Below are 11,351 nucleotides of genomic sequence, written 5' to 3'. Positions count from 1 at the left end.
CGCAGAATGCTGTCTGCTGGGACGGCCGGGTGGCCGCTGCAGGGACGCTTTCACTTTACGGAGCGAGTGCCGCGGCGGCCATTCGCTAGTGGAAGAGGCGCGGCGATGCGATCGGGCTAGAAACGCGCCGGCGGCATAGTTCGTTGGAACTATGCCGCCGGAGGAGCTTGACAGGCGGGGTCAGCAGGGCATGGCGGCGTTGCGGCGCGCGTAGAACCACCACGTCACCAGCACGCAGCTGACATAGAACAAGATGAAGGCGTAGAGCGCGGCGTCAGGCGATCCGGTCAGCTCCAGCGCGGTGCCGAAGCTCTTGGGGATGAAGAAGCCGCCATAGGCACCGATGGCGCCGGAAAAGCCCAGCACGGCGGCCGATTCCTTGCCGGCGTCCTGCAACGCCTGGCGTTGCGCGGCGGCGTCCTGGCCGGCGGCGGCGCGCTGGCGCTCGGTCAGGAAGATCACGGGAATCATGCGGAAGGTGGAGCCGTTGCCGATGCCCGTCAGCGCGAACAGCGCGATGAACGCAGCCAGGAAGCCCGTGAAGTTGCCACCGGTGCCGCCGTGGGGCAGCGCCATCAGCACCGCCCAGACGGCCGCGATCATGCCCACGAACGTCCACAGCGTCACGCGTGCGCCGCCAAGCTTGTCCGACATCCAGCCGCCAACCGGACGCGTCAGCGCGCCGACCAGCGGGCCCAGGAAGGCGTACGCGGTGGGGTTCACGTCCGGGAACTGCGACTTGGTCAGCAGCGCAAGGCCCGCCGAGAAGCCGATGAAGGAACCGAAGGTGCCCACATAGAGCCAACACATCAGCCAGTTGTGGGCGCGCCGGAAGATCACGGCCTGCTCGGCGAACGATGCGCGCGCGTCGGCAATGTCGTGCATGCCAAACCAGGCGGCCAGCGCCGACACCGCGATGAACGGCACCCAGAGAAAGCCGGCGTTCTGCAGCCACAGGTTCAGCGTCGCGCCGTTGGCAGCCTGGTAGCTCTGCGGATCGCCGCCCAGCGTGCCGAACACGGCCAGCGACACCACCAGCGGCGTGACGAACTGCACCACGGACACGCCAAGGTTGCCGATGCCGGCGTTCAGCCCTGTGGCCAGGCCCTTCTTGGCCTTGGGAAAGAAGAAGCTGATGTTGGCCATCGACGAGCTGAAGTTGGCCCCGCCCAGCCCGCACAGCAGCGCCAGCACCAGCAGCGTCGGATAGCCGGTGGACGGGTCGCGCAGCGCAAAGCCCATGCCCAGCGCCGGGATCAGCAGCAGCGCGGTGGAGATGGCGGTAAAACGCCGGCCGCCGAAGATCGGCACCAGGAACGAATAGAAGATACGCAGCGTGGCGCCGGACAGCGCGGGCAGCGCGGTCAGCCAGAACAGTTGGTTCTTGGTGAACTGGAAGCCGGCGCGGTCGAGGTTGACGGCCACCACGCTCCAGAGCATCCACACCACGAACGCCAGCATCAGCGCGGGGATGGAGATCCAGAGATTGCGATAGGCGATGCGCTCGCCCTTGGATTGCCAGAAGGCCTTGTCTTCAGGCTCCCAGCGGGTCAGTACGGATGTGCTCATGACGGGAACTCCCGATGGAGATGCAATGGGCCGCCCGCGGGCCCGGCGGGCACGCGGCAGCGGAAAGGGGATCAGGCGGGCTGCGCGACGAGGTGGCGGGAATCGTCGCGGTGGCTGTAGTGCATCCACACCAGGCTCACGCAGACCGTGGCGTACATCAGCATGAAGCAGCTGCTGCGCACGCCGGTCAGGTCCGCCAGCGCGCCGAACAGGATCGGCAGCAGGAAGCCGCCCAGGCCGCCGGCCAGGCCCACCACGCCGGAGACGGCGCCGATGTTGTGCGAGAAGTCATTGGCGATGAACTTGAACACCGAGGCCTTGCCGATCGCGAAGGCGATGCCCACGATGAACAGCAGCACCGTGAACAGCGTCGGCGACAGGCCGATGTGCAGCGACAGCGGGCCGCTGGTGGTCTGGATGGTGAGGTCGGTCTGCGGGTAGCTCAGCAGGAAGAAGCCGACCCAGCTGATCCACATCACCCACCACGTGGTGCGATGCGCGCCGTACTTGTCGGAGATCCAGCCCCCGATGGCGCGCAGCACGCCGCCCGGCAGCGAGAAGCAGGCGGCCAGGAACGCGGCGATCTTGATGTCGAAGCCGTATTCGCCGATGTAGTACTTGGTCATCCACAGCGACAGGCCCACATAGCCGCCGAACACCACGGAGTAGTACTGCGAATAGCGCCATACGCGCGGGTCGCGCAGCATGGCGAGCTGGGCGCGCCAGCCGCCATCGGTGGATGCCACGCGGTGCGCCGGGTTGCTGGCCGAGAACAGCCAGAACACGGCGGCCGTGATCAGCATGGCGACCGAATAGACCTTCGGCACGATGGTCCACGTGCCGGCCGCGGCGATCAGCGCAGGCGCGACGAACTTGGTCAGCGCGGCGCCCGAATTGCCGGCGCCGAAGATGCCCATCGCTAGGCCCTTGCGGCTGGGGGGGAACCAGCGCGCCACGTAGGGCGTGCCCACCGAGAACGAGCCGCCCGCCAGGCCCAGCAGCAGGCCCAGCGCCAGCAGTTGCCACAGCGTCGTGGCATATGCGATCAGCCAGATCGGAATGACCGTGGCCAGCATCAGCAGGAAGAAGACGATGCGGCCGCCGTAGCGGTCGGTCCAGATGCCGAGCGGCACGCGGATCAGCGATCCGCTGAGCACCGGCATGGCGGCCAGCAGGCCGAATTCGGTGTCGTTCAGGCCCAGCTGCTTCTTGAGGGGAATGCCCAGCACCGCGAACACCATCCATACGGCAAAGCAGATGGTGAACGCGAACGTACTGGAAGTGAGAACACTGTAGGCGCCACGCGGGACCGCGTGCGCCGGAGCCGCGGCGATCGTGCCGGGTGCGGAGGGTGAGGCCATGACCATGCTCCTGGGTCGACAATAAGAATTGCTTCCCAGCGTAGGCACGCGCACATGGTCTGCCTATTCGCCGTGCGCACAGCGAGGGCGCGCGCGGCCCCCGTCGATGGAGCTAGTCCGGTTGGCAGGTCACGACGCCTCCGGTGCCAGGCCGACGGCGTCTCGGGCCTGCTCCATACGCACGGCCAGCAGGGCGACGACCAGCGCCACCAGCGGCGCCAGGGCCGCCACCCACGGCAACGCGGTCAGGCCCGGGCCGTGATCGACGACCACGCCGCCGAGCCAGGCACCGATGCCGTTGCCCAGATTGAACGCGGCGATATTGAAGCTGGAGGCGAGGTTCTGGCCCGCGCCCCTGGCGTGGCGCAGCACGCGCAACTGCAGCGGCGACACGGTGGAAAACGCTGCAACGCCCAGCACGCCGACGAACACCACCACCGCCACGTGGTGGTGGAGCGAGAACGTCATCGCGGCCAGCACCACCGTCAATGCACTGAGCGCGCCCAGCAGCGCGCCGGTGGGCTTGCGGTCCGCCATGCGGCCACCGAGGATGTTGCCGATGATCATGCCGCCGCCGAACAGCAGCAGGATCGGGGAGACCGCGGCTTCGCCGTAGCCCGTGACCTTCGTCAACAGCGGCTGCACATAGGTGATCACCGCGAAGATGCCGATGGACTGCAAGACCGTCATCAGCAGGCCCAGCAGCACTTGCGGGCGCACGATGGTCTTCAGTTCGTCGACCAGCCGCGCCGGGGCGCTGTCGTCACGGCTCTTCTGCACCAGCAGCGCGATGACCGCCAGCGAGACTAGTCCGATCAGGGTCATCGCCCAGAACGTGGCGCGCCAGCCGAAGTGCAGGCCCAGCCAGGCGCCGGCGGGCATGCCCAGCAGCGTGGCCAGGGTCAGGCCCGAGAACATGACCGAAATGGCCGATGCGCGACGGTTGGCGGGCACCAGGCCGGTCGCCACCACGGCGCCGACACCGAAGAACGTGCCGTGCGTGAGCGACGTGATCACGCGGGCGATCATCAGCGTGGTGTAGTCGGGCGCCAGCGCGCAGGCGGCATTGCCGATGGTGTAGATCACCATCAGCGCCATCAGCACCGCCTTGCGCGGCATGTGGCGCGTCGCCAGGGTCAGCAACGGCGCGCCGGCAAAGACACCCAGCGCGTAGCCCGACACCAGCATGCCGGCGGCCGCGATGGTCACGCCGAGGTCGGCGGAGACCTGCAGCAGCAGGCCCATGATGACGAATTCCGCACAGCCGATGCCGAACGAGCCGGCTGTGAGTGCATAAAGCGCCACTGGAAGCCGCTGGCGCGGGCCGGTGGAAGCGGGGGAAGGGGGAGCCAGGGGCGCGGCCATGAGGCGTCTCTCCATGAATGGATGGCAATGAAGGTCCGCAGTCTGGCCCTATCCGGCTTTTTCAAAAACTGGCAAGATCCAGAATCAGTTTCAACAAGATCTTGAAAATCATGGATCGAATCGGCGATATCGGCCTGTTCCTGCGGGTGCTGGACATGGGGTCGATCAGCGCGGCCGCGCGTAGCCTCGACTTGTCGGTGGCGGTGGCCAGCCAGCGCCTGCAACGGCTGGAGCGCGACCTGGGCGTGCGGCTGCTGCACCGGACCACGCGCCGCCTGCATGCCACGCCCGAAGGGGCCGTGCTGGCCGAGCAGGGCCGCGTATTGGTGGAGGATCTCGAAGCCTTGTCGGGATCGTTGCGTCAGGCCGGCACCGGCATCACCGGGACGCTGCGGGTGACGACGTCAGCGTCGTTCGGGCGGCAGTATGTCTCGCCGCTGCTGCCGGACTTTCTGCGTGCGCACCCCGGGGTCAATCTGAGCATCAACCTGAACGACCATGTCCTCGACCTGGTCAGCAGCGGCTTCGACCTGGCCATCCGCATTGGCTCGCTGGCGGATTCCACGCTGGTCGCGCGCAAGCTCGCGGACAACCGTCGATTGTTGTGCGCCTCGCCCGAATACCTGCGGCAGCATGGCTGGCCGGAGACCCCGCACGACCTGGCTCGCCACGAATGCCTGGTGCTGGTCGGCAGCCAGGGGCGGGCCGATGTCTGGCGCCTCGGCGATGGCGCGGGCGGGGAGATCGCCGTGCGCGTGCGTGGGCGCGTGGAGGCCAACACGGGCGAGCTGCTGACGGATGCGGCCATCGCCGGCTTCGGCATTGCCATGCATTCGGTCTGGCACGTTGGCGAGGATCTGCGCGCGGGTCGGCTGGTGCGGGTGTTGCCCGACTATCCGATTGCCGACAGCGGCATCTACGCCGTCATGCCACAGCGGCGGCTGGTGCCGCCGCGCGTGCGCGCATTCGTCGATTTCCTGGCGGAGCGCTGGGGCGAAGATCCGCCGTGGGCCACGTGGCCGGATGCGGACTTGGGTGCCACACGATCCTGACCTACAGTAGCTATTCCATGCGGCAGGCGGGCGAAGGTCCGTCGGAATGATCTGACCGGTTGCTTAATTTTTGTGCAGTCCGGTGCGTTACCGCACAGACTGGGACCTGGCGGTTCGACACGGCAGGATATCCACAGAACCTGTGGATATCCTCAACGTGGTCCACCCCACCCCGGAAGGTGACCGGCACCGGTATGCTGTGTCATCAACCTCGTCCAACGGTCTGCTTCGTGCTTCCTATGCGCAAGATCCGGCTTGTCGCGGTACCGCTTTTCCTGATGTGTGTCGCGGGCCTGTCCGGTTGCGTGGCGCGGTACCGCGTCCCCAGCGACGCGCCCTATGCCAGCGTGCGGCTGATGACCACGACGGACGACAACACGACGTTCAGCGTCGTGGATCCCGCCGCGTGCCCGACGCCTCCGCGGTCCCTCGTCCTGGCCGGGATGGGCAAGCACCTGGCGGCGATGGGACGGGACACCCAACTGGCCATGGCCGGCAGCTCGCCGGAGCCAGCATCGCGGACGCGCGAGCGCAAGGTCGCCATCGGCAAGCGGCTTTATGTCGCGGTGACCTCGACGGCCGCGCCCCCGGCGGAGGAGTTGCGTTGCGCGGCGGGCGTGTCGTTCATCCCGCAGGCGGGCGGACAGTACGAGATCCGCTATACGCGCAATGAGTCGGCCAGCCAGTGCTCGGCGCGCGTGCTGCGGCTGCAACCGCAGCCGGACGGCGGGGCCGCTGTCGTGCAGGAACCCAGCCAGCAGGGCTTTCGGGCATTGCGCAAGGAATATGTCTGCGAGGCGCTCTGAACGGCGGGTTCAGCGCATCGGGGCGGAAGGTGTTGGGCCAGTCAGGACGACTGGCCCGGGCAGGCAGGTCGGCGGGAATTACTCGGGCTGGATCAGGAAGCGCTCGGGGCGCTTGCCGAGCCAGGCCGGTGCGCGGCCACGGCCAGACCACGTCTTGCCGGACTTCGGATCCATGTATTTCGGGGGCAGCGACGAAGTCTTGCGCGCCGCGGCGACGCTGCTGCCGGCGGGGCGGCCCCGACGGCGTTTCGGTGCGATATCGTCGACAGTTAGATCGTAGTCAGCCATCAACTGGCGAATTTGATCGATCACGCCGGCCACTTCATTGGCGCGGACTTCGCTGAGCTTGGCTTCCAGTGCTTCTTTTTCAGCCAGCAGTTGCTTGTAAGTCGGCATTTTGAATCCCCGTTCAGTGTTTGTTTGCAGCATGTTACAAGACCACGCAACGCGTCTGCATAAGAAAAATATTACAAAAAATCACCGGAAATGCACGATTTAAACGCGAACCGGCATGCATTCCGTTCGATGGCTATCGGGTTGCACACAGCCTTGTTCTAAACGCGATCGCTTTTGCCCGGGTGGCCATCGGGATACCGCTGATCCGAATCCTATCCAAAAGGAGGCAATATAGCCACTCAGTTTTTTGTAAATCCGCCAGCGCGCAATCGGTGGATTCCTGGAATTTTCTCGATGGCATCTCCGCGCGGCTGGCAGTCGCCTGCGTCCGCCTATTCACGAATGCGAATGCGGCGCGCAGATTTTGTCAGCGATGATATTTTTGTCATGTTGCCGACCGGGTCCGGGTCCGGAGCCGGGGTCTTTACCGGCGTGAAATCGGTAATGGGCAGAATTTACCGGCGTGTAGCCGCAGTGAAAAACCGCCAATACATGGATTGGGGATTCCGGGATTCGCGGTGCGGGAATTCGGAGGGCGGGGATTCGGGCGCGGGAATTGGGGGATAAGCTGGCGCGCGAATCGCTGGCAGGCGGCGGCAATATCGATAAGACGGCCCCGGACTCGCCGCGATATCGGGGCAAGGATTTCAAGACCTTATTGCCCTGTCGGGAGCGCATCCACGGATGCAGCGGTTAGCTGCGCGGCCATGACTGGCGTCCGGCGGAAAATAAAAAAAGCCCCCGGGGGGAAAGTCCCCGGGGGCTGAGAAATCCACCGGTGTCCCAGGTGGAGGAGACAGCGTCGTCAGATGGCCCAGCCACCTGCATAGAAGGCGGCCAGTGACACGGCGATGGCCACGGTGCCGACATTGAGCTTGCGCCATTCGCCGGAGACGATGCGGCCGATGACCAGCGTGCAGAAGCCCAGCATGATCCCGGTGACGATATTGCAGGTCAGCACGATGAACACCGCGCAGACCAGGCCGGCCATTGCATCGACGAGGTCGTCCATGTGCAGGCGGCTCACGCTGGACAACATCAGCAGGCCCACGTACATCAGCGCGGGGGCGGTGGCGTACGACGGCACCAGGCCCGCCAGCGGCGAGAAGAACATCACGGCGAGGAACAGCAGGCCAACGGTGACGGCAGCGAGGCCGGTACGCGCGCCGGCGGCCACGCCCACCGTCGATTCGATATAGGCCGCAGCCGGGGCACCGCCGAACACGGCGGAGAAGATCGAACTGACCGAGTCCGCCGTCAGCGCACGGCCGCCGTTATGGATGCGGCCGGTGGCGTCGAGCTGGTTGGCCTGCCCGGCGACAGCGCGGATGGTGCCGGTGGCGTCGAACACCGCGGTCATCACCAGCGCCAGCACGCTGGGCAGCACGGCGGCGGAGAGCGCGCCGCGGATATCCATGGCGCCGATCAGCGAGGCGTGCCCCGGTGCGGACAGCGACGGCAGCGCGAACACGCCAGTGAATTTCACGGCGGGGTCGAAGGCCAGGCCCAGCGCGGAGATGGCGATGATCACCAGCAGGATGCCGCCCGGCACGCGGCGCCGCTCCAGGCCGAAGATCGCGGCCAGGCCCAGGATCGACATCAGCACCGGGAATGCGGTGATCTTGCCCAGCGCAACGGGCAGTCCGGCGCCGGGGTTCTTGACCACCAGGCCGACTTCGTTCGATGCGATGAGCAACAGGAACAGGCCGATACCGATACCGGCGCCGTGCGCCACGCCGGCCGGCAGGTTGCGCAGGATCCAGGAGCGCACGCCGGTGACCGAGATGGCCGTAAACACAATGCCCATCAGGAACACGGCGCCAAGTGCCACCGCGGGGGTCAGGTGCTGGCCGAGCACGAGGCCGAAGGCCATGAACGCGGTCAGCGAGATCGCGCAGCCGATGGCGATCGGCAGCTTGGCCCACAGGCCCATGAGCAGCGACCCGAAGGCCGTGGTCAGGCAGACGGCCACGAAGACGGCGCTGGTGTCAAAGCCCGCCTTGCCGAGCATGCCCGGAACGACGAACACGGCGTAGACCATCGCCATGAAGGTGGTGATGCCGGCCAATACTTCGCGACGCTGCGTGCTGCCGCGCGCGCTGATCTGAAAGTACTGGTCGATTTTGCCGTCGCTGCCGGCGCTTGCGGTCTCGACGTCCGTCACGGACGGATACGGCTGTTCGATCATGATGGTCTGCCTCCATGCAGGGGCGCCGCGCACGTCCGCGTACGGATCGGGCGTCAGCTTGTCTCTCTTTGGTTCTGGGTGCGAGGGCAGAGGTCCCGGGGGCATCGGGTCTGGGCAGCGGGTGTCTCGTTCCTCGGTGTCCGGCTCGGTGGCCGGGGCCGGTCGGCCACCTCTGGCGGGTGGGATCCGGCGAGGCTCAAAGGTAGGGGACTCGCGCACGCACTTCATCATGGCGTCCGCATGCGGAACATGCCGTTGCCCGAATAACCACGGGTTTGCGGTGCGCCGCAAGGCTCAGGGATTTCCCTCGGTGGCGCTGCGGGCGGCGGATGCGTCGCATGGCATCGGGTACGAAGGCGGGTATCGGTCACTCCGGGCCCGGCAGGCTAAAGGTCGCGGCTGGGGCGCCGATAGACCTTTGGCAACACCTGTACACATCAACCACAGCCAGCCAGCGGAGCACAGCATGACCAGCGCGATGAGGGATATCGACGAGCGCACCAACCTTACCAACAACAACCAGTTCGAGCTGTTGTTGTTCCGACTTGGCGACGCGGCAAACAGCGGACAGTCCGAGCTGTTCGGCATCAACGTATTCAAGGTCCGGGAAATCCTGGTCATGCCGTCGGTGACGACGGTGGTGGGCGCGGGCCCGTCCATCCTGGGCATGGCCGATATTCGCGGCCAGGTGATTCCCGTCATCGACCTGCCACGCCTGCTGGAATGCAAGCCCACGTCCGGGCTGAACATCATGCTGGTCACGGAGTATGCGCGGTCCACGCAGGGCTTCGCGGTGGAAGCGGTGGAAGAGATCGTGCGCCTGGACTGGAGCCAGGTGATTTCCGCCGAGACCAGCGTCAAGGGCGGGCTGGTGACCAGCATCGCCAAGCTTGACGTCGGCGGCGACAATCCGCGCCTGGTGCAGGTGCTGGACGTGGAGCAGATCCTGCGCGACGTGCTGCCCACGCGCCAGCCGGATGTGGACCCGGCTACCGTGGGTCCGGCGCTGAACCTGCGCCCCGGCACCAAGGTGCTGGCCGCCGACGATTCCGCGCTGGCGCGTGGCCTGATCGAAAACGGCCTGAAGGCGATGGGCGTGCAGGTGGTTATGACCAAGACCGGGCAGGAGGCCTGGGAAATGCTCGGCAGCATCGCCGACCAGGCAGCCAGCCACGGCAAGACCGTGCGCGACGAAATCGCGCTGGTGCTGACCGACCTGGAAATGCCCGAGATGGATGGCTTCACGCTGACGCGCAAGATCAAGGCGGATGCGCGGCTGAAGTCGCTGCCCGTGGTCATTCACTCGTCGCTGTCGGGCGAGGCGAGCGAGGAGCACGTGCGCAAGGTCGGCGCCGACGCGTATGTGTCGAAGTTCCTCGCCAAGGACCTGGCGGAGACGATCCGCGGCGTGCTGGCGCGACATCCGTAAACAGCCGCAAGCCGCCGTCATCTGCCGTCACGAGGCGCTCGCGACGGCATCCTCCTCACGCAAGCGTGTCTACTACCCTGGCCGACGGCCGGGGTGTCGTCGCTGCGCCGCCGCTGTACCGTGATGCGCGCGGCAGCGTGTCGCCGCTACCTCAAATGCAGTAGCCCGATGCGGTCCCGCCGCACGCACAGATCGCTCACCGACGCAAGAAAAGCCCCGTCCGCGCAGGTTGCCCAAAATTCGGGCAGTCCAGCTCCTGCCAATACCGGCGCGGGATGGCGGGTTGTCAAGAGGGGGATTATCCACTGAGTCTGTGGATAGTTCATGCGGCAGCGCGGGCATGCATCGAGATGTCTGCCCGCGCTTCGCTTCCGGTGTGTGGCTGGCGCGTATTGGCCCCGGTTCATTCCTCGTGAAGATGGTCCGACTGTGGCGGACCCCGGCCGACGTCGGCCAATGCAAACGAGCGTGCTACTTCGGCTGCGCCACCGTGCGCAGGTAGGGCTTCAGCGTGTTGAATCCTTGCGGATATTTTTTCTTCGCGTCGTCGTCCGACACCGACGTCGGGATGATCACGTCGTCGCCGGGTTTCCAGTTAACGGGCGTGGCCACGGTGTGCTTCGCGTTGAGCTGCAGGGAATCCAGCAGGCGCAGCACCTCGTCGAAATTCCGGCCGGCGCTCATCGGATAGACCAGCATCGCCTTGACCTTCTTGTCTGGGCCGATCATGAACACGGAACGGATCGTGGCGTTGTCGACCGCCGTGCGCGGACCGCCGCTGGCTTCGGGGTGGATCATGTCGTAAAGCTTGGCCACCTTCAGGTCGGCGTCGCCGATCATCGGATAGTTGACCGCGGTGCCCTGGGTTTCCTCGATGTCCTTGGCCCAACGCTTGTGATCGTCGACGGGGTCGATCGACAGGCCGATGATCTTGGTGTTTCGTTTGTCGAACTCGGGCTTCAGCTTGGCCATGTAGCCAAGTTCGGTCGTGCAGACCGGCGTGAAGTCCTTCGGGTGAGAGAACAGAATCGCCCAGCTGTTGCCGATCCATTCGTGAAACTGGATCTTCCCTTCGGTGGTATCAGCGGTGAAGTCCGGTGCTTCTTCGCCGAGTCGAATTGCCATGGTCGGGCTCCTTTCTCGTGGTGGTGGTCAGTGGATTTCCGGGTCGTCGCGTGGATGGAT

Annotated in this window: 9 protein-coding genes; 3 read left to right on the top strand and 6 right to left on the bottom strand. The window is 65.9% G+C overall.

What is annotated here, in order from left to right; translation table 11 throughout:
• Nucleotides 1-180: 180 nt before the first annotated feature.
• The 3 genes from AC1DOX_RS08135 to AC1DOX_RS08125 all read right to left on the bottom strand — a co-directional run bounded on the left by AC1DOX_RS08135 (nucleotide 181) and on the right by AC1DOX_RS08125 (nucleotide 4,295).
• Nucleotides 181-1,569, bottom strand: a complete 1,389-nt coding sequence (locus tag AC1DOX_RS08135; RefSeq protein WP_441616761.1) for a NarK family nitrate/nitrite MFS transporter — start codon at nucleotides 1,567-1,569, stop codon at nucleotides 181-183.
• Nucleotides 1,570-1,640: 71 nt separating this feature from the next.
• Nucleotides 1,641-2,930 (bottom strand): MFS transporter, encoded by a 1,290-nt coding sequence (locus AC1DOX_RS08130; RefSeq protein WP_441616763.1) that lies wholly within the window; start codon nucleotides 2,928-2,930, stop codon nucleotides 1,641-1,643.
• Nucleotides 2,931-3,059: 129 nt separating this feature from the next.
• Nucleotides 3,060-4,295, bottom strand: coding sequence for an MFS transporter (locus AC1DOX_RS08125; protein ID WP_441616765.1), 1,236 nt, complete (start codon nucleotides 4,293-4,295; stop codon nucleotides 3,060-3,062).
• 110 nt (nucleotides 4,296-4,405) lie between these two features.
• On the opposite strand from AC1DOX_RS08125, the gene AC1DOX_RS08120 reads away from it, so the two are divergent.
• Nucleotides 4,406-5,347, top strand: coding sequence for a LysR family transcriptional regulator (locus tag AC1DOX_RS08120; protein WP_441616767.1), 942 nt, complete (start codon nucleotides 4,406-4,408; stop codon nucleotides 5,345-5,347).
• A gap of 239 nt (nucleotides 5,348-5,586) precedes the next feature.
• Nucleotides 5,587-6,153, top strand: coding sequence for a hypothetical protein (locus tag AC1DOX_RS08115; protein WP_441616769.1), 567 nt, complete (start codon nucleotides 5,587-5,589; stop codon nucleotides 6,151-6,153).
• Nucleotides 6,154-6,231: 78 nt separating this feature from the next.
• Here the strand turns inward: AC1DOX_RS08115 and AC1DOX_RS08110 are convergent, their stop codons facing one another.
• Both AC1DOX_RS08110 and AC1DOX_RS08105 read right to left on the bottom strand, forming a co-directional pair.
• Nucleotides 6,232-6,549, bottom strand: coding sequence for an H-NS histone family protein (locus tag AC1DOX_RS08110; protein ID WP_092137232.1), 318 nt, complete (start codon nucleotides 6,547-6,549; stop codon nucleotides 6,232-6,234).
• Nucleotides 6,550-7,354: 805 nt separating this feature from the next.
• Nucleotides 7,355-8,737 carry an NCS2 family permease gene (locus AC1DOX_RS08105; protein WP_441616771.1) on the bottom strand — a complete coding sequence of 461 codons (1,383 nt, stop codon included), beginning with the start codon at nucleotides 8,735-8,737 and terminating at the stop codon, nucleotides 7,355-7,357.
• A 466-nt stretch (nucleotides 8,738-9,203) separates the two neighbouring features.
• Here AC1DOX_RS08105 and AC1DOX_RS08100 point away from each other — a divergent pair, with 466 nt between their 5' ends.
• The gene (locus AC1DOX_RS08100) at nucleotides 9,204-10,166 is read left to right on the top strand and encodes a chemotaxis protein (RefSeq protein ID WP_441616773.1); all 963 of its coding nucleotides are present in this window, start codon (nucleotides 9,204-9,206) and stop codon (nucleotides 10,164-10,166) included.
• Between the two features lie 471 nt (nucleotides 10,167-10,637).
• Here the strand turns inward: AC1DOX_RS08100 and AC1DOX_RS08095 are convergent, their stop codons facing one another.
• Nucleotides 10,638-11,291: a peroxiredoxin gene (locus AC1DOX_RS08095; RefSeq protein WP_092137235.1), complete on the bottom strand. Its 654-nt coding sequence runs from the start codon at nucleotides 11,289-11,291 to the stop codon at nucleotides 10,638-10,640.
• Between the last annotated feature and the right edge of the window lie 60 nt (nucleotides 11,292-11,351).

Source organism: Cupriavidus sp. 01L415 (assembly GCF_056400065.1).
This window is presented reverse-complemented; position numbering and strand designations above follow the sequence as displayed.